Source organism: Paenibacillus sp. BC26, assembly GCF_900116125.1.
Taxonomy (GTDB): domain Bacteria; phylum Bacillota; class Bacilli; order Paenibacillales; family Paenibacillaceae; genus Paenibacillus_Z; species Paenibacillus_Z lignilyticus.
Genome location: NZ_FPAD01000001.1, coordinates 3,369,251 through 3,393,668 on the forward strand (window position 1 = coordinate 3,369,251; position 24,418 = coordinate 3,393,668).

General features: G+C 49.6%; 26 protein-coding genes and 1 other annotated feature. Of the genes, 1 reads left to right on the plus strand and 25 read right to left on the minus strand.

What is annotated here, in order from left to right; translation table 11 throughout:
- Positions 1–12: 12 nt before the first annotated feature.
- The 4 genes from pyrR to lspA form a co-directional block, all read right to left on the minus strand.
- Positions 13–546 (minus strand): bifunctional pyr operon transcriptional regulator/uracil phosphoribosyltransferase PyrR, encoded by a 534-nt coding sequence (pyrR, locus tag BM412_RS15225; RefSeq protein WP_091219457.1) that lies wholly within the window; start codon positions 544–546, stop codon positions 13–15.
- 416 nt (positions 547–962) lie between these two features.
- Positions 963–2,198 carry an LL-diaminopimelate aminotransferase gene (locus BM412_RS15230; RefSeq protein WP_091219460.1) on the minus strand — a complete coding sequence of 412 codons (1,236 nt, stop codon included), beginning with the start codon at positions 2,196–2,198 and terminating at the stop codon, positions 963–965.
- Between the two features lie 110 nt (positions 2,199–2,308).
- Entirely contained in the window at positions 2,309–3,253 is a 945-nt protein-coding gene (locus tag BM412_RS15235; protein WP_371264817.1) for an RluA family pseudouridine synthase, read from the minus strand.
- Complete coding sequence (lspA, locus tag BM412_RS15240) at positions 3,225–3,749, minus strand: signal peptidase II (RefSeq protein ID WP_091219465.1); 525 nt, start codon at positions 3,747–3,749, stop codon at positions 3,225–3,227. The genes BM412_RS15235 and lspA overlap by 29 nt, the downstream gene beginning before the upstream one ends.
- A gap of 177 nt (positions 3,750–3,926) precedes the next feature.
- Here lspA and BM412_RS15245 point away from each other — a divergent pair, with 177 nt between their 5' ends.
- On the plus strand, positions 3,927–4,643 hold the full coding sequence (locus tag BM412_RS15245) for a TraR/DksA C4-type zinc finger protein (RefSeq protein WP_091219468.1): 717 nt from the start codon (positions 3,927–3,929) through the stop codon (positions 4,641–4,643).
- A 10-nt stretch (positions 4,644–4,653) separates the two neighbouring features.
- On the opposite strand, the gene BM412_RS15250 is transcribed toward BM412_RS15245, so the two are convergent.
- The 21 genes from BM412_RS15250 to ftsA all read right to left on the minus strand — a co-directional run bounded on the left by BM412_RS15250 (position 4,654) and on the right by ftsA (position 24,346).
- Positions 4,654–4,980, minus strand: a complete 327-nt coding sequence (locus BM412_RS15250; RefSeq protein ID WP_090979772.1) for a DUF5665 domain-containing protein — start codon at positions 4,978–4,980, stop codon at positions 4,654–4,656.
- A 125-nt stretch (positions 4,981–5,105) separates the two neighbouring features.
- Positions 5,106–8,201: an isoleucine--tRNA ligase gene (ileS, locus tag BM412_RS15255; protein WP_091219470.1), complete on the minus strand. Its 3,096-nt coding sequence runs from the start codon at positions 8,199–8,201 to the stop codon at positions 5,106–5,108.
- A 51-nt stretch (positions 8,202–8,252) separates the two neighbouring features.
- Positions 8,253–8,559, minus strand: a binding site (T-box leader).
- Positions 8,560–8,627: 68 nt separating this feature from the next.
- Entirely contained in the window at positions 8,628–9,125 is a 498-nt protein-coding gene (locus tag BM412_RS15260) for a DivIVA domain-containing protein (RefSeq protein WP_091219472.1), read from the minus strand.
- 131 nt (positions 9,126–9,256) lie between these two features.
- Positions 9,257–10,039, minus strand: coding sequence for a YlmH family RNA-binding protein (locus BM412_RS15265; protein WP_091219478.1), 783 nt, complete (start codon positions 10,037–10,039; stop codon positions 9,257–9,259).
- Positions 10,039–10,302: a YggT family protein gene (locus BM412_RS15270; RefSeq protein ID WP_091219480.1), complete on the minus strand. Its 264-nt coding sequence runs from the start codon at positions 10,300–10,302 to the stop codon at positions 10,039–10,041. The genes BM412_RS15265 and BM412_RS15270 overlap by 1 nt, the downstream gene beginning before the upstream one ends.
- A gap of 7 nt (positions 10,303–10,309) precedes the next feature.
- Positions 10,310–10,756 carry a cell division protein SepF gene (locus BM412_RS15275; protein ID WP_091219483.1) on the minus strand — a complete coding sequence of 149 codons (447 nt, stop codon included), beginning with the start codon at positions 10,754–10,756 and terminating at the stop codon, positions 10,310–10,312.
- 61 nt (positions 10,757–10,817) lie between these two features.
- On the minus strand, positions 10,818–11,543 hold the full coding sequence (locus BM412_RS15280) for a YggS family pyridoxal phosphate-dependent enzyme (RefSeq protein ID WP_091219486.1): 726 nt from the start codon (positions 11,541–11,543) through the stop codon (positions 10,818–10,820).
- Positions 11,544–11,546: 3 nt separating this feature from the next.
- Positions 11,547–12,395: a peptidoglycan editing factor PgeF gene (pgeF, locus tag BM412_RS15285; RefSeq protein ID WP_091219487.1), complete on the minus strand. Its 849-nt coding sequence runs from the start codon at positions 12,393–12,395 to the stop codon at positions 11,547–11,549.
- A gap of 98 nt (positions 12,396–12,493) precedes the next feature.
- Positions 12,494–12,769: a YlmC/YmxH family sporulation protein gene (locus BM412_RS15290; protein WP_090979788.1), complete on the minus strand. Its 276-nt coding sequence runs from the start codon at positions 12,767–12,769 to the stop codon at positions 12,494–12,496.
- Positions 12,770–12,919: 150 nt separating this feature from the next.
- A complete protein-coding gene (gene sigG / locus BM412_RS15295) occupies positions 12,920–13,702 on the minus strand; it encodes an RNA polymerase sporulation sigma factor SigG (protein WP_090573745.1) in 783 nt (260 codons plus the stop codon).
- A 156-nt stretch (positions 13,703–13,858) separates the two neighbouring features.
- Complete coding sequence (locus tag BM412_RS15300; protein WP_091219490.1) at positions 13,859–15,049, minus strand: hypothetical protein; 1,191 nt, start codon at positions 15,047–15,049, stop codon at positions 13,859–13,861.
- Positions 15,050–15,064: 15 nt separating this feature from the next.
- Positions 15,065–15,907 carry a hypothetical protein gene (locus BM412_RS15305; protein ID WP_091219493.1) on the minus strand — a complete coding sequence of 281 codons (843 nt, stop codon included), beginning with the start codon at positions 15,905–15,907 and terminating at the stop codon, positions 15,065–15,067.
- The gene (locus tag BM412_RS15310; RefSeq protein WP_091219496.1) at positions 15,904–16,593 is read right to left on the minus strand and encodes an ABC transporter ATP-binding protein; all 690 of its coding nucleotides are present in this window, start codon (positions 16,591–16,593) and stop codon (positions 15,904–15,906) included. The genes BM412_RS15305 and BM412_RS15310 overlap by 4 nt, the downstream gene beginning before the upstream one ends.
- A complete protein-coding gene (locus tag BM412_RS15315; RefSeq protein ID WP_091219498.1) occupies positions 16,590–17,006 on the minus strand; it encodes a GntR family transcriptional regulator in 417 nt (138 codons plus the stop codon). Before BM412_RS15315 ends, BM412_RS15310 begins: the two co-directional genes overlap by 4 nt.
- 168 nt (positions 17,007–17,174) lie before the next feature.
- Positions 17,175–18,032, minus strand: coding sequence for a MetQ/NlpA family ABC transporter substrate-binding protein (locus BM412_RS15320; RefSeq protein WP_091219500.1), 858 nt, complete (start codon positions 18,030–18,032; stop codon positions 17,175–17,177).
- Positions 18,033–18,075: 43 nt separating this feature from the next.
- The gene (locus BM412_RS15325) at positions 18,076–18,675 is read right to left on the minus strand and encodes a methionine ABC transporter permease (protein ID WP_371264818.1); all 600 of its coding nucleotides are present in this window, start codon (positions 18,673–18,675) and stop codon (positions 18,076–18,078) included.
- A gap of 80 nt (positions 18,676–18,755) precedes the next feature.
- A complete protein-coding gene (locus BM412_RS15330; RefSeq protein WP_091220554.1) occupies positions 18,756–19,760 on the minus strand; it encodes a methionine ABC transporter ATP-binding protein in 1,005 nt (334 codons plus the stop codon).
- Between the two features lie 201 nt (positions 19,761–19,961).
- Positions 19,962–20,684, minus strand: a complete 723-nt coding sequence (sigE, locus tag BM412_RS15335; protein WP_091219501.1) for an RNA polymerase sporulation sigma factor SigE — start codon at positions 20,682–20,684, stop codon at positions 19,962–19,964.
- A complete protein-coding gene (gene spoIIGA / locus BM412_RS15340; RefSeq protein WP_091219504.1) occupies positions 20,663–21,667 on the minus strand; it encodes a sigma-E processing peptidase SpoIIGA in 1,005 nt (334 codons plus the stop codon). The genes sigE and spoIIGA overlap by 22 nt, the downstream gene beginning before the upstream one ends.
- Before the next feature lie 298 nt (positions 21,668–21,965).
- A complete protein-coding gene (gene ftsZ, locus BM412_RS15345) occupies positions 21,966–23,084 on the minus strand; it encodes a cell division protein FtsZ (protein WP_091219506.1) in 1,119 nt (372 codons plus the stop codon).
- 17 nt (positions 23,085–23,101) lie between these two features.
- Positions 23,102–24,346, minus strand: a complete 1,245-nt coding sequence (ftsA, locus tag BM412_RS15350; protein WP_091219508.1) for a cell division protein FtsA — start codon at positions 24,344–24,346, stop codon at positions 23,102–23,104.
- Positions 24,347–24,418 lie beyond the last annotated feature (72 nt).

Here is a 24,418-nt window from a genome sequence, read left to right on the forward strand (position 1 = left end):
AAGCCTACCCCCTTAATGGATAATCGTCACTTGATCGTTCTCGTCGACTTCCTGGAGAAAAACCTCGATTTGCTCCTGTTTAGAGGTCGGTACGTTCTTCCCTACATAATCCGGTCGAATCGGCAGCTCGCGATGTCCTCGATCAACCAGTACGGCAAGCTGGATCGATTGCGGTCTGCCGCAGTCCATCAACGCGTCCATGGCTGCCCGGATGGTTCTGCCTGTATAGAGCACATCATCGAATAAGATAACTCGCTTGTTCTTCATGCTCACCGAAGTTGCATTCCCTTGCGCGGCGCCTGAGCTGCCTGCTTCGCGGTCATCGCGGTATAAGGTGATATCGAGCTCTTGCACTTCAACCGGAAGTCCTTCAATTTCGTGAATCCGATCTGCGATACGTTGTGCCAAGTAGATGCCGCGTGTTCGAATGCCAACGAGTACACAATTGTCGATTCCTTTGTTCTTTTCGACAATTTCATGGGCTATTCGAGTCAGAGCGCGGCGTATTGCCGTCTCATCCATAATGACTCGATGCTGCTCATCCATGCGCTTCTTCCGCCTCCTTGAGTCCTTGCAAACATCGTTCGTTGAATGCTGCATATTCGGTTGAGTACATGCAACCCATTCATCGTTTTTCACAAAAAAAACTCCTTGCGGGTGCGCAAGGAGTTTCACGTTCATTAGTTTCGCATCTGAGCCGTTAGACAAGCTCCACTTGCGCACGCAGCGCGAGTGGGAAGTTGTCCTGCTATAAGAAGCGAATAAACGATTCACGTTACCTTGCCAGCCTCTCTGGACTGAGTTAAAGGTACATATTGTTTATCAAAAGAATTATCCCACGTTCGACAAAAGCTGTCAAGGTTCTTTTGCACCGTAATCGGATTTCTATGCGATAGTATGTATATTTCTCTATAAAGAAAAAACTTACGCACCGTCCGAGGACGCCTGCGTAAGTTTCTTTATTACAGACTAAGCTTTGTAATCCGCTCTACTGCTTTCTCCGTATTCTCGCGGCTGCCAAATGCTGTCAAGCGGAAGTAACCTTGACCGCTTTGGCCGAAGCCCACACCCGGCGTACCCACAATATTCGCTTCCGACAGAAGCTTATCGAAGAATGCCCATGAGTCAAGACCGTTCGGAGTCTTGAGCCAAATGTAAGGCGCGTTAACGCCGCCGAACACTTCAAGGCCAAGCGATGCCAGACCTTCGCGGATAATGCCCGCATTCGTCATGTAGTAGTCAATGATCGCCCCGATTTGCTCTTTGCCTTCCGGCGTGTAGATGGCAGCGGCACCGCGTTGTGTTACATAAGAAACGCCATTGAACTTCGTTGTATGGCGGCGATTCCACAGATCGTTAACGAGCAATACGTTGCCGTCCGCGTCTTTCGCTTTCAGCTCGCGAGGAACAACGGTATAGGCGCAACGAACGCCCGTGAAACCGGCTGTCTTCGAGAAGCTGCGGAATTCGATCGCTACTTCTTTGGCGCCTTCGATTTCATAGATGCTGCGCGGAACGTCAGCTTCTTGAATGAATGCCTCGTAAGCCGAATCATACAAGATGATGCAGTCGTTCGCTTTTGCGAAGTCAACCCAGCGCTTCAGCTCTTCCTTCAAAAGTGTCATACCAGTCGGATTGTTCGGGTAGCACAAGTAGATCAAGTCCACTTTGCGCTCCGGCAGGCTTGGCGTGAAGTTGTTCGACGCGTCGCATTTCAGATAGACGATGTTCTCGTATTGGTTCGTTTCTTTGTTGAACTTGCCGGAGCGGCCCGCCATTACGTTCGTGTCCACGTATACAGGGTATACCGGATCTTGAACCGCGATAACAGCGTCTTGGCTGAAGATCTCTTGAATGTTACCTACATCGCACTTGGAACCGTCGCTGACGAATACTTCGTTCGTCGCGATGTCGATGCCGCGCGCTTTGTAGTCATTGTTGATGATATCGTTAATGAGGAAGTCGTACCCTTGCTCCGGGCCATAGCCGCGGAATGAACCCGGGTTAGCCAGCTCATCAACTGCAGCGTGCATCGCTTTCGTTACCGCATCCGGCAGACCGCGCGTTACGTCGCCGATTCCGAGGCTGATAATTTGGGCATTTGGATTGTTTTGAATAAATGTAGTACGGCGCTTTGCGATTTCAGAGAACAGGTAGCTCCCTTGCAGCTGCGTATAGTTGTGATTGATTTGAGTCATCGATCCATCTCACCTTTCATTGTCACTGCTTACAGTTTGTTATCATCATAGCGCAACGTAAGCCTTGAACCACATAAAGAAATTAGTGAAAAGTTTGTACTATTACACAACTAGCGTTGACGCAAAATCATCAGCTCATGTTCCATGTCAGAAGGAATCGGCGCCGAAAACTCCAAGTATTCCCCTGTCCGAGGATGATCAAAACCAAGAACTGCCGCATGCAGCGCCTGACCTTTAAGACCGATCGTCTTATTCCGACCATAGATCGGATCACCTGCGAGCGGGTGTCCGATGTATTTCATATGCACGCGGATCTGGTGCGTCCGTCCTGTCTCCAGCTTCAGCTCGAGCAGCGTGAAATCGCCAAGACGCTCCGCCACTTGGAAATGCGTAACGGCTTCTTTGCTGCCGCGCTGGGTGACGATGAACACCTTCCGATCCTGAGGATCTCTCCCGATCGGAGCATCAACCGTTCCATGCTCATGGGGCATCGTCCCGTGCACGAGGGCGAGATATTTTCTCGTCACCGTATGGGCTTTAAGCTGTGCAGCCAGCGAAGCATGCGCCAGATCGTTCTTCGCGGCCATGATCAGGCCGGAAGTATCCTTATCGATCCTGTGCACGATACCTGGGCGAAGCACGCCGTTGATCCCTGAAAGATCTTTGCAGTGGTACATAAGCGCATTCACGACGGTACCCGAGTAATGACCGGGTGCAGGGTGAACGACCATGCCGCGCGGTTTGTTGATCACAATCACATCGCTGTCTTCGTAGACCACATCCAGCGGAATGTTCTGCGGCTCAATGACGGCTTCTTCCGGTTCAGGAATAATAACCGTGACCACATCGGCCACGGCTAGTTTGTAATTCGCCTTCACTTGACGCTCATTGACCAGCACGGCGCCGGATTTGATCCAATCCTGCACCATCGTGCGGGAGACCGAGCCTTCTTCAATGCTTTCGGTTACAAATTTATCAAGCCGTTCACCGGCATCCGCTTCAATCGCGGTAAAACTCATGGGCTCATCATTGAATAAACTGGTGCCCTTGTCCATTAGGTTCTTCTTGTCCATTTGATTTTGAATCTCCGTTCTCTCTCTTGGATGTCAGAATCGCATCCAGCAAAATCATACCTACACCGACACAGATACCGGTATCGGCAATGTTGAATATCGGGAACACATAGCTGCCAAACGTAAACTGCAGAAAATCAACAACCTCGCCATAGAGTGCACGCTCCAGGAAATTACCGAGAGCGCCGCCAAGAACGAGGCCAAGACCTCCAAGAAGCAAGGTTTTGCCGGAGTTGCGGTTCTTCATCATATACCAAACGATGCCTCCTACAACAACGAGCGTAATCAAAATAAACAGATAACGCTGCTCTTGCAGAATTCCAAACGCGGCACCTTTATTTCGAATGGATGTCAGAATAAAGAAATCGCCGAGCACATGCTTAGTTTCACCGATCGTAAGACTTTTCTCTACCCATTGTTTGGTAAAATAGTCAATTACGAATACAACAACCGCCAGCCAATAGTAATAATATTTCATCGCATATGCCCCCTTGTCCTCAACATTGTAGCATAGGAGGGCTCATACAGACTAGGACAAATTCCGTATGCCTTTGCCAATTCATCCATGAATACCCGCCTCTAAAACAGCACCTTAGTTGGGAAACTAACGACAGAAAGTATGCCATCATGCCAATGTGAAGAGAGGGCACTCATCATGACGAACCTAACGAACACCCAGCTACGAAATTTACGCAGTCGCCTTGTCGTGGACAAAGCTGCAATTGAACAGCGGCTTGCAAGCAGCGAGCATTACGGATTCTCCGCATCCCTGAAGGATGAATCCGGCGATTTGTCATCGTATGATAACCATCCCGCGGATGCCGCTACGGAGACGTATGAGCGCGGCAAAGACCTCGCGCTTCATGAGCAAGAGGAATTTCATCTTAGCCGCATCGATGCTGCATTGACCGCTATGGAAGATGGCAGCTATGGCACCTGTCGTACATGCGGAAGCGATATCCCGCTTGAAAGGCTGCAAGCACTGCCTGATTCGCTGTACTGTGTTGCGCATTCGCCCAGACAAGATATTTCGGAGCACCGTCCGGTGGAAGAACAATTCCTTGCGCCCGGTTTCGGCCGCTCGAGCATGGATGAGCACGAAGATGGATACAACGGCTTTGATGGCGAAGATGCCTGGCAGATTGTTGAGAGCTGGGGCAACTCCGACTCACCGGCCATGTCCGAGAATGCCAATGTTCGTTCTTACGATGAGATCGGCATCGAAGCTGACGAAGCTGACGGCTATGTGGAGCCGCTCGAAAGCTTCTTGGCAACAGACATTACGGGCAAACATGTCAGCGTAGTCCGCAATCGGGAATATTATAACTATATGGAGCATGAGGAAGGCGATCATATGCTCGAGGAGCAATAACGCCTAGCCCTTAATAAGTCTTCCCTTCCAGCTGATGCTGTACGATGCGGACAATGTCTGCGATATAATCACCGATGATCGGCAAATTGAGTGCCCCCAGCAGCTGCAGCACATAGAGAATCGTTGCCGCAAAGAACGTAAAACCGATCGCGATTCCGACACCTCGCGCAGTGCCGCCAAGCAAATTGCGCCACATTAGCGAGTACGGGCGATTAAGGAGCTGCACATAATCGGCGATTTGGGAACGTTCCATCTCGGAAGCTACCTTCTGCAGCCGTTTCTCCAGTGCATCCAGTGCGTGCCTTACACCGATTAAGTCTTTATTCTCTTCTGTCATGAAGGATCCCTCCCCAGGGCTTGAAGCAAACAAGAACGACGCCCATGCAGCAGTTCGGAAGCGGCAAATTTGCCGCTCGCCGTTCGTCTTCATGGGCGTTCGTGTTGTTTGCTGCTATGAGGTTACTATACCCTTACGACAGAAATTCCAATCTCTTTATCTCCCAGAGAAACGCGTTCCATATCCGCTTGGCTGCCATACTCCACGCTGCGCAGCAGGACGCTTTCGAACAGCACCGATTCGAAGGCTTGCAGTGCCGCGAGCAGCTCCGCATCGACCTCCAGTACGAGATGAACACGCATCTCAATCGGAAGATCAAGCTTCTTACGGGTATCCTGTACAGCACGGATCACTTCCCGAACCAAACCTTCCTGCTCCAGCTCAGGCGTGATATCGGTATTGATGGCAACCGTTAAGTTGTAACCCGATGCCGAAGCAAAACCGGTTTTAGCTTGCTTCTCCACAAGCAACTCATCCAGAGCGATCTCAAGCGACTCGCCATCCGGCGATGCGAATGTGAGCACGCCTGCTTTCATGATCCCGCTCGTTTGCTCCGGAGTCAGCGACTTCAAGTAGCCTTGGATCGGTCCGACATGTTTTCCGTACTTTTTGCCGGCTACCTTAAGATTCAGCTTAAAGGCAAAGTCAACGAAGCCGGTGTCGCCGCTTGCAATCGTGATCGACTTCACATTAATTTCATCCTTGATAATCGCTTCATAAGGGGTTAGGTCGAATTCGTTGTCAAGCGCTACGATAAGCTCCGATAGCGGCTGACGTGTTTTGATGCCCGTTTCATTGCGGACATTACGGGCCAGCTCAACGATTTGTCTCGCTGTTTCCATATCGCGCTCCAGCGTTTCATCGATTGCCGCTTCATCTGCTTTCGGATAATCCGCCAGATGCACGCTGCTGCCATCTCCGAGATTCGTATATACATCTTCGGCTACCAGTGGCGCAAACGGTGCGATTAGACGGGAAATCGTAAGCAGGACTGTGCGCAATGTGCCGTACGCATCCAGCTTGTCATCGGTTAGACCGCTGCCCCAGAAACGGTCACGGGAACGACGGATGTACCAGTTGCTCATCTCATCGACAAAGGTTTCAATGCTCTTCGCAGCATTGAGGAAGTCATAGACAGATAGGCTCTTGTTCACTTGCGCAGTTAAGCTGTTCAAGCGGGATACAATCCAGCGATCCAGCTTATTCGCGGATACGCGTGCCGGTTGAGCGGCAGGATCATAACCGTCAATCGATGCATAAAGCGCGAAGAATGCATGCGTATTGACGATCGTATCGATCACTTTGGATTTAGCTTCGCCTACAATGCCACGCGAGAAACGTTTGCTGTTCCACGGCGCACTGTCAGCGAGCAGCGCCCAGCGGAATGCGTCCGTACCATACTCGTTGATGATTTCCCAAGGGTCGATAACATTCCCTTTGGATTTGGACATCTTCTGTCCGTTCTCATCCAGAATATGACCGGTGGAAATAACCGCTTTATACGGTGCTTTACCGTTATACAGCGTAGATACAGCCAGCAAGCTGAAGAACCAGCCGCGCGTTTGGTCAATGCCTTCGCAGATGATGTCCGCCGGGTATTGCTCAGCGAAGATTTCTTGCTTCTCGAACGGCTGATGGTATTGCGCGAATGGCATCGAACCGCTGTCGAACCAAACGTCGACGACTTCGGAAGTCCGCGTCATGACGCCGCCTTCGCAATGCGGGCAGTGCAGCTTCACTTCATCTACGTAAGGCTTATGAAGCTCAATGTCTTCCGAGATTGGCGTTGTGGAACGCGCAACCAGGTCCGCTCTGCTGCCCGGTGAATGCTGTTCGCCGCAGCTATCGCAAATCCACACATTAAGCGGCGTTCCCCAGTAGCGGTTACGGCTGATATTCCAATCCACCAAGTCCTCGAGGAATTTACCGAAACGCCCTTCACGGATGTGGCCCGGATACCATTCCACGCCTGCGTTGTTCGCGATCAACTGATCCTTCACGGCAGTCGTTTCGATAAACCAGCTGTCTGTCGCATAATAGATCAGCGGCGTTTTGCAGCGCCAGCAGAACGGATAGCTGTGCTCATAACGCTCTTTGGAGAAGAGCAAGCCGCGTTCGCTTAACATTTTGACAATGTCGACATCGCATTCTTTCACGAAACGACCGGCCAGATCCGTAACAACATCGATATAACGACCCGCATTGTCGACCACGTTCAAGAAGCTGACGCCGTTCTGGCGAGCTACCTTGTAGTCGTCTTCACCGTGTGCGGGAGCAATATGGACGATACCAGTACCGCTTGTATCGCTGACAAAGTCACCCGGGATGACGAAGTGGCCATTCTCGATTTGTGCGTATTTGAATGGCGGCTCGTATTTCTTACCGACCAGCTCGCCACCTTTGACAGTCGATTGGATAACGAAGTCGCCTTTCATTACGCTCTCAACAAGCGCTTCAGCGACGAAGTAAACTTGGCCATCCTTCAGTACGCGCGCGTAATCCAAATTCGGATTAACGGCAAGGGCAACGTTCGCCGGCAGTGTCCAAGGCGTTGTCGTCCAAGCCAGCACGTACTCGTCGGAGTCTGCAAGCTTGAATTTCACAGTAGCACTAAGGTCCTTAACATCCTCATACCCTTGCGCGACCTCATGCGAGCTTAATGTAGTTTGGCAGCATGGGCAATAAGGGCTAACGCGGTGACCGCGGTAGAGCAGTCCTTTGCCATGGATCGTCGATAAAATATGCCAAACACTCTCGATGTAGTTGTTGTTCAGCGTGATGTACGGATCGTCCATGTTGGTCCAGTAGCCGATCGCTTCAGTCAATTCACGCCATTGACGCTCATATTCGAATACGCTGTTTTTGCACTTCGTGATAAAGGCTTCTACGCCGTATTTCTCGATTTCCTGTTTGCCGGAGATGCCAAGCTGCTTCTCAACGCCAAGCTCAACCGGCAATCCATGCGTGTCCCAGCCTGCTTTACGAACGACACGATAACCATCCATCGTCTTGTAGCGGCAGATGAAGTCTTTGATTACGCGTCCCAGCACGTGACCGATATGCGGAGCTCCGTTCGCGGTCGGCGGCCCTTCATAGAAAACAAAATTCGGCTTGCCTTCCCGGTTTGTGATCGACTGCTTGAACGTCTCTTCTTCTCTCCACTTGGCCAGTACTCTAGAGTCCCGACTTCTTGCTTTCTCTTTGACATCGACGCGTTGCATACGCTCATACCCCTTTCGTTCTCCTGGAAAATAAAAAAAGCCCCGCCCCTGTAAAGGGACGAGACTATAGCTCGCGATACCACCCTTGTTCCAAGTTTAGCTGCGTTCTTCTTCACCGTACTCTTCCAGAGATGGCAAATGGACGCGCCGCTATGCTTGGCACCTTCGTCACGGATGCATGCATCCGAGTTCCCAATAACGGTGGACTTCCGGAACTGCTTACTGCTTATGGCAGCCATAAGGTTAGGCAGTACTTCTCGGAGAGGATATTCCGCAACTGTTCACACACCGGCTTTCAGCAATTACCGGCTCTCTGGAGTGCTAACAGAAACGTACTCGTTCTCGTCAACGAACTGATCGTATAGATTGATTATTACCATTTATACGCGATTCCAAAACAATTGTCAAACCAATCGCAACAAATAGTTACACGCCGCGAACGATTTCGCTTGTTAAGCTCGCCGGACCATCCAATGTGTCCCAGCTGTCGTGGCTTAGCAGCTCAAGCTGTGCTTCCACGAGCGTCCGGAATCTGGCGCGATAGATCGAAGCTTGTTTACGCAGCTCCTCCACCTCTAGTGCCACTTTACGGGATTTGCTAAGCGACTCGTTAATGATGCGGTCAGCGTTCTTCTCGGCTTCTTTGACGATCAGCTGCGCTTCTTTCTTCGCATTGCTTCTCACTTCATCAGCCGCTTCCTGCGCCACAATGATTGTTTTGCTCAGCGTTTCTTCAATGTTGGAGAAATGATTCAGCTTCTCCTGCAAGGACAGTGCTTGATTCTGAATTTCCTTGTTCTCGCGAATGAGCGCCTCATAGTCTTTAATGACTTGATCCAGAAATTCATTTACTTCGTCTTCATCGTACCCGCGAAGTCGTCTGCCAAATTCCTTGTTATGTATGTCCAATGGCGTAAGCGGCATTGGCGCACCTCCTGATTGTAGTCGAAGGGGATCAAACTTAGGCCATCCCCGTCTGGGACTAGCGCCTTAAGCCGTATCCTTCCTGAGTTTACTTCTAATTTCGACAGATGGAGCCATTTTCCTGCAAACGATTAGATAAATTTGCCGATTTTGACCCGAACTCTGCCTTTCTTCGTAATCCCCTCTACAACAAGTACTTTGAAACGGCCAAGCCCCTGCATCGAAACGACGTCGCCTTCCTTTAATTGCGCGGAAGGATCCTCTTCTACTTTCCAGTTGACGCGGCATCTCCCGGCTCTGATGGGATCCACGATCTTGGTACGGCTGATTCGATGTACATCGCTGGCAATACCGTCAAGACGCAAAGAAGCCACCGACAAATTCATCTCCTCCATTGCGGAAACCGCTGGCCGCAGCTGATCAAGAGGAAGGATGTCCGTTAGGACATGAACACGGTGGACTTGTCGTAAATGAATATTAATATAATCGGCAATTTCCGAGACGACTAAACAATGGCAGCCATCCTCATGGACATGAAGATCACCGATGCGATCACGCTTGATGCCCAGTCCCAGAAGCGCGCCCAGGTAATCGCCGTGATCCAGCTCCAAATGACCCTGCGTCCCGCCGGTCACTTCGATTAAGGCAATCCCTTCGGGTTCACTTTCAAGATCGCGGTAATCGGGGGCAATAATAGCCCTTCTGCGCTCAGCGCCTTCATAGCCGCCTACAAAGCGAAGACCAACATCTGCACGCCGGTTCACCAGCGACGCTACGATATCGGCCTGTCTTGGATCGAGAAAATCGGTCACTTTCACTTCGTGACCGAATGCTGCTCGTTCGATCCATTCCGAGGCGCGGTCCACGAAGGGCCGCTCATCCGGATGGAAATGGACATAAATTTCATTTTTCATTAGATAAACATCTCGATGACCGAAATCAATCCCAAGGCCACGAAACGAAGTGCAAACAGGGCTACGATCGGGGAGATATCAATCACTCCGCCGATATTCGGGATAAATCTGCGGAATGGAGCCAAATACGGCTCAACCAATTTACCCAGTAATTCGCCGATAAAGCTCTCACGCAGGCTCGGCAGCCATGACAACAGCACGTAAGCAATGATCATATACTGATAAATCTGTGATAGGGTTAAGATTAAATTTGCTACGTCCAACTCAAGGTCACCTCATTTTTTTGTAATCTTGCTCATCTGCCAGCATTTCCGTTATTGCGCCTTGAATTTCAACCGAGTCAGGCGTGCAAAGAAAAATATTAGGACCTAGCTTTGAAATGCCGCCGTTCAGCGCATAAATCGTACCGCTGAGAAAATCGACGATTCTCACGGCTTGATCCGAACGAACGCGCTGCAGGTTCACAACGACTGAACGACGCGAGCGCAAATGGTCCGCAATATCCTGTGCTTCTTCGTACGAACGGGGTTCGTTCAGAATAACGCGCACATTCTTCTGAGAATGAATACTGACGATATTATTTCCCTTTGCAGGTTGTTTACGTTGCTCAAAGGGAGAAGTTTCATTATCTTGTTCGTCATGATTGTCAATTCGTTCACGCTCTACGACTTCCTCTTCCTCTTGCAGGCCGAGAAAGCTCATAAATTTGTTCATCATGCCCGTCGCCCTCTTTCCCTCTTAATTTGCATTCCAGATATTCCCTTGCTGAAACGCATCCTTAGCTGTGACCAACCAGTACCGTGCCTAATCGTAACCATGTTGCGCCTTCTTCTACAGCAACCTCGAAATCCCCCGACATGCCCATCGACAAACCGTTAACCGGCTTGCTCAATACAGCGCTTCGATTCAGTTCGTCACGAATCTGTCTTAACCCGCGAAATACGGGCCGGGATTGCTCGGCTTCGCCGTCAAGCGGCGCCATCGTCATCAGCCCAACCGGCTCGATATGAGGAAAGGCCACTAACTGCTTGGCGAAAGGGATCAGTTCTTCAGGCTGAAGGCCATGCTTGCTGTCTTCTCCGGATACATTGACCTGAATAAAGCAAGGCACCTTGATATCGAGCTGAGCGGCCTTACGCTCGATTGCCTCCGCTAATGAAAGACGATCCAAGGAATGGATGTATGTAAATTTCCCTATGACTTCTTTAACCTTATTCGTTTGCAGTGACCCAATGAAATGCCATACAGCTTGTCCGGACGGCGCATGGTCTAAGCTTGCATCCCACCGGCTGCCCGTGATCGCGTTCCACTTCTGTGCGGCATCCTGCCAGCGATTCTCACCCATGTGAACGAGACCTTGCTGCAGGACCGCTTGCGTCTGCGGTACGCCCACGTACTTCGTTACTGCAATCAATTCAATCTCCGAACGCTGACGGTCGCTTCTTGCGCATGCTTCTGCCAACCGCCGTTCTACTTCTTCAATACGTTGCGATAATGTCGTCACGCCTTACTTGTCTCCTTCTTTCATGCCGATCCAACTCACCATTCGGCCTGTCGATCCGCCTTCCACTCGGTGAGAGAAGAACAGATTCGTCGCACAACCGGTGCACCACTCTGAACATTCGATACGACTCGGCAAAATTCCTGCTTTTATCATAATCTGTCGGTTCAATTCTTTCAAGTTTATCCGAGCTTTTCCTTCGCTGGTCGGCTCAACCATATCTGCAGGATTCGCATTCAGGTCAGCGATGAGCGGCAATACACGATCCAGCACGACATCGTTGACTTCGTAGCAGCACATCCCGATGGAAGGACCAATTGCCGCTTGGATGGACGCGGCATCGCAGCCGAAGGTCGAGACCATTCGTTCAACGGTCAACCTGGCTATTTCCAGCACGGTCCCTTTCCAGCCGGCATGAGCAAGCGCAATGACTTCACGAACGGGGTCGAAGAAATACAGCGGCACACAATCCGCGTAGAAGGAAGTCAGCAATATATTCTTCTGATCGGTCACAAGCGCGTCGGCGTCTGTAATCGAAGAATCACGGCTCGCTCTACCCTTGCCGCGATCATCCGCTTCTACAATGTGGACGTGATTGCCGTGCACCTGCTCCGCACAGGTCCAAGCTTCAAATGGCCAGCCAAGCGTCTCCGCGAGCAGGCTGCGATTGCGTACAACATCATCCGGTGCATCCCCTACGTGAAGACCGCAATTCAGCGATTGCCATGGCGCGCCGCTGACGCCGCCTTCCCTTCCGGAGAATCCGACGGTCAGCCCATCAAACCGCTTTATCCATTGCGGCAATAAAAAAAGCGAAGGGCTCTTCGCTGCATCAACAAGTTTAAACGGTTCCATGCTTCAATCACCTCTTCACCCAGTGTACCACGCTTGGCAGCCTCCTTGCGAGCAGCCTTCCGCTCGCAAGGCTACTATTAAACGGCAGAGCGATGCGCTTATCGAACCTGCACATCGTCTTCCTCCGTCTTGTACACCTTCGCATCATCAATCCGTACGAGTACGACATCGGTGCCGATCTTCACAATATTTCGCCAAGGGATCACCACATCCGTGCCGCCGCCGAACAAGCCGAAGAAACGGGAATAGTTCGGTACAACGATGGAATCAATGCGTCCCTGCCGCAAATCCAGCTCCAAGTCACTAACCTGCCCCAGCTTGCGTCCATCTACGATATTGATAACGTCCTTCGTCTGAAAATCCGAAATTTTCATTAACCGTTCACCACGCTTCCGAAAGAACTGCTCATCACCTTATTATCACTATATGTGCCAAATGGGCAAAATGTCCTGCTTGCCCGTAATAATAGCTGCTCGGTGATAAGCAAAAAAACGGCGCTGGGCGCCGTTTCACTTTTGGTTAGGTTACGTTTTAACATGTTTCTGCATCTGTTGAATCGCGGATTTCTCGAGGCGGGATACTTGCGCTTGTGAGATGCCGATTTCGTCGGCTACCTCCATTTGCGTTTTCCCTTCGAAGAAACGCATCGACAGAATCATTTTTTCGCGTTCATTTAGTTTGTGCATCGCTTCCCGAAGAGCAATTTCTTCAATCCACGACACATCTTTGTTTTTGTCATCACTGATTTGGTCCATCACATAGATGGGATCTCCCCCATCATGATAAATCGGTTCGAACAATGATACCGGGTCTTGAATGGCATCGAGCGCAAAAACGACATCCTCCTTCGGAACGTTCAGCGCCTCGGAAATTTCAAAAATCGTCGGCTCCCTTGAGTTTTTGTTCGTTAAGCTGTCCCTTACCTGCAGTGCCTTATACGCGATATCACGCAATGAGCGCGACACGCGAATCGGGTTATTGTCCCTTAAATAACGGCGGATTTCACCGATAATCATCGGAACCGCATAGGTGGAAAACTTAACATTCTGACTGAGATCGAAATTGTCGATTGCTTTCATGAGGCCGATGCAGCCGACTTGGAAGAGATCGTCGACGAATTCCCCGCGGTTGTTAAACCGTTGAATCACACTAAGCACTAGCCTCAAGTTGCCATTGACTAATTTCTCTCTTGCTGCCCACTCATTCTGCGTTTGCAATGCGGTAAATAGCTCCCGCATTTCCGCGTTTGTGAGGACAGGCAGTTTCGCGGTATCCACTCCACAAATCTCGACTTTGTTTCGGGTCAACGTGATTACCTCCCAAGGAGAAACATTAATGTTCAGTATCTCCTTGCCCCCCCAATTTATTCCCCCCTCGCGCAAGAAGAAAGTCATTCTCAGAGCTGGCCTGCAATGTAAACGCAAACAAGCCCCCGGATGATTCCGGGGGCTTGCGCGTTCCTTTTATTTCTTCACATACAGCGAGTAAATGACCAGGTCTTTAAGAAGCGCGGAACGCTTCTCGCCTTGTTCGTTAATGTCGATTTTGCCGGTATAGACGACTTTGCTTTGTTTCAAATCGGCAATGACAACATCGAATTCATTGGCTTCCTTGGACATCAGATACAGTCGGTCGCCATTGACCATCGAGCTTGATACCGCCTGGGCAGGGATTGTGAACTCCTTGAGTTCGCGCGTCTTCAGATCATAACGCTTCACAAGGGCCGATTTCTCTTTCTTAAAGATCAGAATAATCGAATCCGAAGTTGCGTTTACCCAATAGTCGGAAATGGATGGATCGATAGCAGGCACAGCCGTCGTTTCGCCGGTCTTCCAATTCAGCGTGAACAGCTCCGACTTCGTGCTTTGCGTAACATCATTTCCGTCTTTGTCTTTCACGTGTTTTTCCGTCTGCTGTCTAAACACGAGCATATCGTTAGGTGCGTTATACGGCGTTGAACTTTCCAGCGTATATCTTACGAATTGGCCATTATCCAGCTTCTTATCAGCGAAAAGGATCTCATCTTCGGCAATGCTCTTCGCGGTTAAATCCACCGTATACTTATGAATCTCCTGTTCTCCGAAGCTCTGTTCATTAACTTTGTTCATTCTATAATTGATGGTGAAGACGTATAGCTTCTCGCCATCCAGTTGTACGTCCATCACGTAGGCCCAGTTGTATTGCTCATGGTTAGGCACGGCTGCAACGAAGTTTCGTTCATCATTTGTTTTCAAATCGAGCGTAGAAACATTGAACTTAGAATTCCGATCTACATATCCATTATTAAAGGAAACATAAGCAAGCGTCTTCTCATCTTGGAAGAACGAGTTCGAGCTTCTTTTCGCGCGCATGAAGCCGTGATGCTCTTTAAACAACTGGACCATTTCCTGATTGTAGCTGTATCGTTTGGCGATCGAAAGCTGCTCGAAATAGGACTCTTCTTGATGATACTTGCTTCCATTCGAACTAACAATCAGCGAACCGTATCCCTTTGTCGTGCCTTCCAGAACAAGCGATTTCGCCTCATTGTCGTCACCCGAAACGGTCAGCAGCTTGAAGTCCGGGTAGCTGCGCGTAGCTGCATTCACGTAATAAGTGCCAATGCTCGCCAGGATAAAGACGACGAGCAGGATGGAAAACCAATAGCGTTTCATTGTGTAGTAAACCTCCTATACCGATATCTTCTTATTCATTAAGAAGAAGCTGATTGCAAGGGACATAGCGCCGATCAATACGGCGATGATGAACTCGATAATAAAAATTTCGTTCGGGTATAAATAATCGTTAATGTCGCGATTCATGATGAGCATGGGTGCAATCAATAGCAGACATGCAACGCCGATATAAATGACGCCGGCTACGATACCTTTCAACCTGTAGCTGCGTTCCAGCAGGATCGCCGTGAACAGAATGATGACGAACAAAGCACCGCTGCCATAATACAAAATAAGTTCCGTAAAGGTACGAGGAACGAGAATTTGCAGAAACGAGTGATTTTGGATGACCGATGTCAACGTTTCGGCGCCCCCTCTTAATTCTTGGTCAACGACCGACGTAAACAATGCGGATTCCAGCGGCAGAATGAGCAGTTGGAAGGCCACTAAGCCGAAAACGAACAGCAGAATAGCGCTCAGCTTGGCCAAATATAAATGCCGTCTTTCCGTTGGCAGCATCAGCAGCCGATAAATAAACATGTTTTTGCCCATCCATTCCCTATACCAAATCAAAAACACATAAAGCGCTAATCCGCCGATGCAAAGCGCGATCGGGGCAAGTATGAATAAGTTGGCTCTGCTCATCATATCGGAAAAGGACACTACGCCGTTTTCGGCTGCGAACTTTGCGAACGTTGACGTGGCCGGCCCCATTTTATCTTTTACGACCTGCATGTATTTATTGCTTTCGTACAGAATACCGCCGCATTGCATGAACAGCGTCATCACGAACAATGTGACATACAGCTTCCAGAAACGAGAAACCTCCATATGAAGCAGCTTCAAAAAACGATTCATCCGTTGTACACCTCTCTCATTACGTCCATTACCGATTTGCCTTCCTGCATGCGCATATCTTCGCAATTGAATTGTCTCATTACGAACCCGTTGTCAAGCAGCACGACCTCGTCGATTAAATGCTCGATATCGTTAATTTCATGCGTCGTAATGATAACGCCTCTGTCTTCCACGAGCTTGCTCGTAAACACGCCTGCGATCTGCTCCCTGCTGAATGCATCGATGCCCGAGAATGGCTCATCCATCAGCACGTATTCCACGTCCAGCGAAAGTCCGTGCAGCAGGTTCAGCTTGGCCGTATTTCCTTTGGAAAGCTCGGAAATCCGGTCTGTCCGCTTCAGCTTGAAGAAGACCAGCAATTCCTCTGCGCGCGCCTCGTTCCAGCTGGCGTAGAAATCTTTCATGAACTGCATGCTTGCCCCGACGGTCATATTGGGAGGCATTGTAATATTGTCCGGAACATAAGCGACATGCTCGTAAATATGTTTGCCTACCGGCATTCCGTCAACTTGGATGCTGCCCCCATCTATTGGCGTAAGGCCCATAATAGCTTTAAGTACGGTGGATTTGCCTACTCCGTTTATGCCGATCAAGCACGTAATATTTCCTTTCTTCGCCGTAAACGATACATCCTGAAGCACTTTTCTGCGGCCGTATTTCTTGCGAACCGATTTAAACTCGATCATGCCTGCTCCTCCTTTGCTGCTTGCGAATAATTTGTTTCCACTTTGCTCTTGACGATGGCGAGCAGCTCTTCGACAGGAACTTGAATCTTAGCTATAGATTGCACAAATGCATCGACGGCATCTGTAATGAGCTCGCTTCGTATCAAGCTTAATATCTGTTCGTCCGTTGTGATGCGGCTTGGGGAATTCCCCTCGGTAACGATCAATCCCTGTTCCTCCATTTCTTTGTAAGCCTTCTGCGCGGTGTTCGGATTGATTTTCAGCTTGCCTGCTATTTCTCGGCGCGACGGGATGACCTGTCCTTTCTCCAATCGCCCCGTTGCGATCTCTTCCTTAAAGTGCCTGACTACCTGGAGGTAGACAGGGTCGCGGCTATTGAACTTCAATTCCGCGCTGCCTTCGCCAGCTTGCATAAGCTCCAACTCCGTCTTAATAGTGTGTGTACTACTTAGTTCATACACCTTATACGTGTACTATACCCGTAGTACACCACCATGTCAAGCGTCTTGTTTTCGGTAAAATAAAAAGCACTGTCTGCCCCCATTAGGTGAGGGAGAGACAGTGCTTGGATTACTTGCGATTTATTCAAAGGCCGGAATAATCGCGCCTTCGTATTTATCTTCGATGAATTTCTTCACGTCTGCGGAGTGCAGCGCTTCGGTTAATGCTTTGATCGCATCGGAATCTTTGTTATCCGGACGAGCAACCACAATATTCACATAAGGCGAGTCGTTGCCTTCGATGAAGAGAGCATCCTTCGTCGGAACGAGACCTGCTTCCAGTGCATAGTTCGTGTTGATCAGAGCCAGATCCACTTCATCCAGAACGCGCGGAAGCGTTGCAGCTTCAACTTCCGTAATTTTCAGGTTTTTCGGATTCTCCGTAATATCGTGAACAGTACCTGCCACGCCAACGCCGTCTTTCAGCTTAATGACATTGTTCGCTGCAAGCAAAGCCAGGGCACGGCCGCCATTGGACGGATCATTTGGAATCACGACCTTCGCGCCGTCTTTCAGTTCATCAACGCTTTTCACTTTCTTCGAATAAGCGCCGAACGGCTCAATGTGGACACCGGCTACGTTAACAAGATCATAGCCTTTATCTTTATTGAATTGGTCCAGGTATGGCGTATGTTGGAAGAAATTTGCATCCAATTGCTTCTCGTACAATTGCGTGTTCGGCTGAACGTAGTCATTGAACTCGACAACCTCCAGATTGATGCCTTTTTCTTTCAGGGCAGGCTTAATAAATTCGAGAATTTCAGCATGCGGTACCGGAGTAGCGCCAACCTTCAGCGTTACTTCTTGAGGAGCGTTATTGCCATTATTTGCAGCCGTATTGCCTGCGTTCGAATTGTTTGCTTCGTTATTTTTCGCTCCGCAAGCGGACAACGCCACGACGAGCACCAGAAGCAATAGAGCAAAACTTACCTTTTTCATTCTTCATTCCTCCATCTGTATAAAGCTTTCTATGCTGTTCACCTTACTTCCGGCTAAATCGGCGCACCAGATAATCACCGGCCATCTGCAGGATCTGAACCAAAATAATAAGGCATGCGACGGTAACAATCATGACGCTGGTCTGGAATCTCTGATACCCGTATCGCAGTGCCAGGTCACCTAGACCGCCGCCTCCGATTACGCCTGACATCGCGGTATAGGAAACGAGTGTAACAGCTGTTATTGTAATAGCCGCCAACAAACCCGGTCTAGCCTCAAGCAGCAGCACACGCCTAACAATGTCCATACGCGATGCCCCCATCGACTGCGCGGCTTCGATAACGCCTCGGTCAACCTCGCGCAGCGAAGTCTCCACCAGTCTGGCGAAGAACGGCGCAGCCGCAATGACGAGTGGCGGGATTGAGCCCTGTACGCCAAGCGTTGTACCGGTTATCGCTTTCGTAAGCGGCATGATCATGATCATGAGGATAACGAAAGGGACGGAACGAAGGATATTCACAACGAGTGACAGTGCCGCGTACACCAAACGTTGTTCCAGCAGCTGCCGTCTGGACGTCAGAAATAACACGACACCCAGAATCAAGCCAAGAATGATGGTAAACAGTAAGGACGCCCCAAGCATGGTCAAGGTATCCTTCGTCGCTTTCCAAACTTCCTCCCAGCGAACCTGACTCCAATCGATCTTATTCGATTTCAAAACATTCATTTCAGCTCACCTACTTCCAGCCCTTTATCGCGCAGACTCGCGAGCACTTCGTCAATCTCACGGTCATTGCCGATAAATTCGATCACAAGCTGGCCGTACGGCGTGTTCTTCATCCGTGAAACGGTCCCTTGCAATATCGTAAATTCCACCGTAGTGGATTTAACTGCATTAAACAATAGCGGCTCATACGTTACTTCGCCGACATAGTTCATCTTCACGAGACGTCCGCTGCGCGTGCCGATCAGCTCGCGCGGATCGAAGGAATCTGCAATTTGGCTGACAAAATCCATCGTGATGGCATGCTGAGGCTTGAGGAAAACATCCAGCACATCGCCCATCTCTACGATTTCTCCGCCGTCTATGACAGCAACGCGATCGCAGATCGAGCGAATGACATGCATCTCATGCGTGATCAGAAGAATCGTAATGCCGAGCTTCTCATTAATATCCAGCAGAAGTGATAGAATTGCATTCGTAGTCTGCGGATCCAGCGCCGAAGTCGCTTCGTCACAGAGAAGCACATCCGGATTGTTGGCAAGCGCTCTGGCAATACCCACACGCTGCTTCTGCCCGCCAGAGAGTTGAGCCGGATATTTATCGGCATGCTGCTCCAAGCCTACCAGCTTCAACAGCTCGTCCACTCTCTGCTTGATCGCTGACCTTGATTGCTTGGCCAATTCCAGCGGGAAAGCTATATTATCGCGAACCGTCGCCATAGTGAGCAAATTAAAATGCTGAAAAATCATCCCGATCCGGCGGCGCTCCTGCTGCAATTGCGTAGTAGAGAGCTTCGTCAACTCTACATTTCCAACTTTCACGGACCCTGAAGTAGGGCGCTCCAGTAGATTCACGCAGCGCAGCAATGTGCTCTTACCTGCTCCGGAATGGCCGATGATGCCGAATATCTCGCCTTTATTTATAGTAAGATTAATAGTTGTGATTGCGTCCACTTTCGTCTTGCCTGTACGGTATGACTTGCTTATGTCTAAGAGCTCAATCAGCTGTAAAACCTCCTGCCATCCATTGTTGCCGTTATCGCTAGAATACCCTGTTGCATCGTTATCAAACTGATCCCAAGCTTGAAGAACAAATTGCATTATAAACAATTTTTGCCTTCATTGTCACTGGAATGAGTTTCTAGTTTAGCGCAAAAAGGCCGCAATCCCCGCTGTTACAGGGATTGCGGCCACTTTGTTCACCAATTAGACCATTTTATTAAACTCTTTGCGAAGCCGTTTAATAATTCGCTTCTCCAGCCTTGAGATGTAGGACTGCGATATACCGAGTAAATCGGCGACATCCTTCTGGGTTTTCTCTTCCCCATCCGCAAGGCCAAAACGCAGCTCCATAATAATCCGTTCGCGTTCGGTCAGCTTATCCAATGCTTTATGAAGCAGCTTCCGGTCTACCTGCTCTTCAATATTCCGGTAGATCGTATCATTCTCTGTTCCAAGCACATCGGATAAGAGCAGCTCATTGCCATCCCAGTCGATATTGAGCGGTTCATCAAACGATACTTCTGTCCGCGTCTTGCTGTTGCGGCGCAGATACATTAATATTTCATTCTCGATACAACGTGATGCGTACGTAGCGAGCTTGATTTTCTTCTCTGGATCAAACGTGTTGACCGCTTTAATGAGCCCGATTGCACCGATGGACACCAAATCTTCAATATGAATGCCTGTATTCTCAAACTTTCTGGCAATGTACACGACTAAACGAAGATTGCGCTCGATCAGCATTGCACGGATCGCAGCGTCGCCGGATGGCAGCTTCTCGAGCAAATATTCCTCTTCTTCACGTGTGAGCGGGGGTGGCAGCGCTTCGCTCCCGCCGATATAATAAATTTCCTCGCTCTTTAATCCGAATAAAAACAAAACGCGATAATAATATAACTGCAGGATCAATTTCCATTTGACGAGCATGCTGTTCCATCCCTTCCCGAAGAACTGTGTATTGTATCGATCGTGACACTTCGATTTTGAAGAAGTGACGGATGGATGATCGCCTGGTAGGTGCCGTCAGCGACGAGTTTACCGGCGTCTAAACCAATGAGCACTTTCTTGGATTCATAGACTTCACCATCGCGATGGATGATGACAAGATCCGGTTTTATCGCCAGCATGAACTGCGCGCCGCGATTTACACCGCGATATGGCACTAGTCTTAGCCGGTCTCGCCAAATGAAGGGCGTATCATCCGTCATGCTCGCTAAGAGCTTATCGACCTGCGATTCCCGAATTTGGGCAATCCATGAAGCAGGCAGCACATCCTGCCAAACGGCAGCTTCCATAACCATGACCGGTGTTCGGGTCAGCGGTTCGTACAGCTGATTTCCCGTGTCAATCAGCCCTGTGCAGCTATACTCCCTATCCTCGATTCGAACCTTCACCTCCGCGAGATGATTGGTGACCAAATCACGTTCTTTCCGTTGTGTCATCACCGATCGGTAGATATAATAGCCGACGCCAATAAGACTGAAGACAAAGAGCATCGATGGCTTCAGCATGAAATATAATTTCCCATTTACAGTGGCGACGGTATGCCAAAGCTTATTGGAGCTGTTCATGAACAAGTAATGGGCTCCAATTACTGCACCGGCGGCGGCGAAGTTGACGCCGTAAAACGCACCTACATGGCGAGCGAAATATTGAACGCTTCCAAATCCGAACGCTATAAGCAGCATGATGATAGACAGCGCAATCTTGATGACGATCGTAAACAAGAACGACAACGGCGGAAACACAATCATTACGGCATACAAGCTTCCAACACCTGCAGCGAGGAGAACTCGCCACCACTTTGCACGTATACTTCGCACCCAAGCTGTCAGCAGCAAATTCGAGCCGTCTATGAGCAGGTTGACCATGAATAATACGTCGAGATAAACTGCATCCAGTGCATTCACCTTCCTGCCGCACTTCCCTGGTCGCCGTTTCCCTCGTAAAAGCTTAGCGAGGATTTGCGGCTTGTGTCTAGTATAGTTAAATCCTATTACAATGTCTGTCTAAACATGCCGTCAGGAGCGATCTTTTTTTGTCGATGCCGCACTAACCGTTAACGCGAATTTTGCAGCATTCGGTTAGTGCAAAGGGATGGTTTGCGCTCCAAGACACCTTTAAAAGGTGCGATTTCCGGCAGCGAAAATAGCAAAAAAGCCGCTTCCCGGTGATCCGGAAAGCGGCTAAAGTCCTTATTAAGGGTAACTAGGTGTTGCGACGATTGCGAAGAAATGCCGGAATATCCAGTTGATCGCTGGATACATTGCTGCCAAACGGTTTTGGACCCGTGCCTGCAGCTTGCTGGCGAGGAGCCTCAGTGCTCGTTGCTTCCGGTTGTCCGGTTACGGGACGACGAACTTCAGCTCTGTGACGGTGCTCGAAACCTGTTGCGATAACCGTTACTTTAATCTCTTCTTTCAAGTTCTCGTCGATGCTAGCACCGAAGATCATATTTACGTCCGGATCGGAAGCCGAAATAACGATTTCAGCCGCTTCATTCACTTCATAGAGCGAGAGATTAGCGCCGCCCGTGATGTTCATGATGATACCGCGCGCACCGTCGATGGATGTTTCAAGCAACGGGCTTTGAATGGCTTTGCGGGCTGCATCGGCAGCACGGTTCTCGCCTGTCGCGTTACCGATCCCCATGAGTGCAGATCCACGCTCCGTCATGATTGTCTTCACGTCAGCGAAGTCAAGGTTAATCAGGCCCGGTACTGCGATTAGATCAGAGATACCTTGTACAGCTTGCTTCAGCACGTTGTCCGCTTCGCGGAATGCTTCGAGCATTGGCGTCTTCTTGTCGACGATCTCAAGCAAACGGTCATTCGGAATAACGATCAGCGTATCTACTTTTTCTTTAAGCGCTTCGATACCGAGCTCAGCTTGTCCGGAGCGTTTACGTCCTTCGAAAGTAAACGGACGTGTTACTACGCCCACTGTCAGCGCGCCGCACTCGCGAGCGATCTCAGCGATTACGGGAGCAGCACCTGTACCGGTTCCGCCGCCCATACCCGCTGTTACGAATACCATGTCCGCGCCTTTGAGCGTGTTCATGACCGTTTCACGTGATTCTTCAGCTGCTTTCTTACCAACCTCAGGGTTTGCACCTGCGCCTAATCCGCGAGTCAGCTTGTCACCGATTTGCAGCTTCTGCTCAGCTTTCGCCATATGCAATGCTTGCGCATCTGTATTCACAGTTATGAATTCTACGCCTCTGACACCATTCTCAATCATTCGGTTTACGGCATTGCTGCCACCACCGCCAACGCCGATGACTTTGATTTGAGCCAGTTGCTCATTTTCGAAATCAAATTCCAACATGCTGTTGTATCCCCCGATCAAATAAATTCACTAAACATATTTTTCAATTTTTCAAAAAGACCAGGCTTCGAGGGCGAATTCGTTGAACTGGACTTCCGGCTGGCACTCTTCTTAGGCGAAGAAACTGCCTTGCCTTTCATATACTTTGAAACATATTGAATCATACCAACACCACTGGTAAAAGCAGGATCACGAACACCGATATAATCCGGCACCGCAATGCGGACGCTTGCTTCCAATTCATGTTGGGCCAGTGCCAATGTTCCCGGCATCGTCACTGTACCGCCCGTTAAAACGTATCCATTGATCTTATCACCGTAGCCTAGTCGGCGTACTTCTTGACGGATCAAGTGAAAAATTTCTTGCATGCGTGGTTCTATGATGTTGGCCAGGTCAACCTGGGAGAATTCCTTCTCCACGTTACTGCCCATACGCATAACTTTGAATTTCTGATCTTCGGCCGCATCGTCGATAAGCGCACAGCCGAATTTCTGCTTGATCTTCTCGGCTTGCTCGGTTTGAGTACGGAGTCCGTAAGAAATATCGCTGGTCACATACTCGCCGCCAACCGGCAGCGTGGAAGTCGCAACAATGCTTCCTTGCTCAAAAATTGCAATGGTACTGGATCCGGCGCCAATGTCTGCGAGGACAGTACCCATCATTTTCTCATCTTTGGTGAGCGCCATTTGTCCTGACGCAAGTGACATTAGGATAATGCCGGCAATCCGCAGATTAGCTTTCTCGACGCACCGGGCTAAGTTATGTATTGCGGTTTTGGCCCCGGTAACAAGTGTTGCTTCTACTTCAAGACGAACGCCGATCATGCCTCTAGGATCTGAGATGCCTTCAAGACCGTCAACCAAGTACTGCTTAGGAACTAGGTTAATGATTTCGCGTTCCGGAGGTAAAGCTACTACTTTCGCAGCTTGCAGGACGCGTTCGATGTCTTCTTCTCCGATCTCACGATCTTCATTGGAAATGGCGACAACGCCGTGATTCGTTTGCAAACCGATATGATTGCCTTGAATGCCCACATATACATCGCTTATTTGAATACCGACCATACGCTCGGCGTGATCCACCGCATTGCGAATGGATTGAACGGTTTGGTCAATATCAACGATAGCCCCTTTGCGGATACCTTCCGAGTCGGCCGATCCAACTCCAATAATATTAATGACGCCGTTATTCACTTCGCCAATAATAGCACGAACCTTGGATGTACCGATGTCCAAACTGACGATGATGTCATTGCTGCTCAACCTCTGGCACCTCCGTTCAATATTAATTAGGTACATTAATTAGGTACATTAAATGCCGCGACTGCGTTGCAT

What these genes read in the sequence shown, in the direction of transcription:
- sigE (WP_091219501.1), bottom strand. Translation starts at nt 20,684, where the DNA reads ATGCTCGTCAAATGGAAATTGATCCTGCAGTTATATTATTATCGCGTT.
- BM412_RS15250 (WP_090979772.1), bottom strand. Translation starts at nt 4,980, where the DNA reads ATGACAGAAGAGAATAAAGACTTAATCGGTGTAAGGCACGCACTGGAT.
- BM412_RS15315 (WP_091219498.1), bottom strand. Translation starts at nt 17,006, where the DNA reads ATGCAAGCTGGCGAAGGCAGCGCGGAATTGAAGTTCAATAGCCGCGAC.
- ileS (WP_091219470.1), bottom strand. Translation starts at nt 8,201, where the DNA reads ATGCAACGCGTCGATGTCAAAGAGAAAGCAAGAAGTCGGGACTCTAGA.
- BM412_RS15290 (WP_090979788.1), bottom strand. Translation starts at nt 12,769, where the DNA reads ATGAAAATTTCGGATTTTCAGACGAAGGACGTTATCAATATCGTAGAT.
- BM412_RS15300 (WP_091219490.1), bottom strand. Translation starts at nt 15,049, where the DNA reads ATGAAACGCTATTGGTTTTCCATCCTGCTCGTCGTCTTTATCCTGGCG.
- BM412_RS15325 (WP_371264818.1), bottom strand. Translation starts at nt 18,675, where the DNA reads ATGCTTGGGGCGTCCTTACTGTTTACCATCATTCTTGGCTTGATTCTG.
- BM412_RS15245 (WP_091219468.1), top strand. Translation starts at nt 3,927, where the DNA reads ATGACGAACCTAACGAACACCCAGCTACGAAATTTACGCAGTCGCCTT.
- BM412_RS15235 (WP_371264817.1), bottom strand. Translation starts at nt 3,253, where the DNA reads ATGGACAAGGGCACCAGTTTATTCAATGATGAGCCCATGAGTTTTACC.
- BM412_RS15275 (WP_091219483.1), bottom strand. Translation starts at nt 10,756, where the DNA reads ATGATGAACAAATTTATGAGCTTTCTCGGCCTGCAAGAGGAAGAGGAA.
- BM412_RS15310 (WP_091219496.1), bottom strand. Translation starts at nt 16,593, where the DNA reads ATGATCGAGTTTAAATCGGTTCGCAAGAAATACGGCCGCAGAAAAGTG.
- lspA (WP_091219465.1), bottom strand. Translation starts at nt 3,749, where the DNA reads ATGAAATATTATTACTATTGGCTGGCGGTTGTTGTATTCGTAATTGAC.
- ftsZ (WP_091219506.1), bottom strand. Translation starts at nt 23,084, where the DNA reads ATGTTGGAATTTGATTTCGAAAATGAGCAACTGGCTCAAATCAAAGTC.
- BM412_RS15260 (WP_091219472.1), bottom strand. Translation starts at nt 9,125, where the DNA reads ATGCCGCTTACGCCATTGGACATACATAACAAGGAATTTGGCAGACGA.
- pyrR (WP_091219457.1), bottom strand. Translation starts at nt 546, where the DNA reads ATGGATGAGCAGCATCGAGTCATTATGGATGAGACGGCAATACGCCGC.
- BM412_RS15265 (WP_091219478.1), bottom strand. Translation starts at nt 10,039, where the DNA reads ATGAAAAATGAAATTTATGTCCATTTCCATCCGGATGAGCGGCCCTTC.
- pgeF (WP_091219487.1), bottom strand. Translation starts at nt 12,395, where the DNA reads ATGGAACCGTTTAAACTTGTTGATGCAGCGAAGAGCCCTTCGCTTTTT.
- BM412_RS15320 (WP_091219500.1), bottom strand. Translation starts at nt 18,032, where the DNA reads ATGAAAAAGGTAAGTTTTGCTCTATTGCTTCTGGTGCTCGTCGTGGCG.
- BM412_RS15230 (WP_091219460.1), bottom strand. Translation starts at nt 2,198, where the DNA reads ATGACTCAAATCAATCACAACTATACGCAGCTGCAAGGGAGCTACCTG.
- BM412_RS15305 (WP_091219493.1), bottom strand. Translation starts at nt 15,907, where the DNA reads ATGAATCGTTTTTTGAAGCTGCTTCATATGGAGGTTTCTCGTTTCTGG.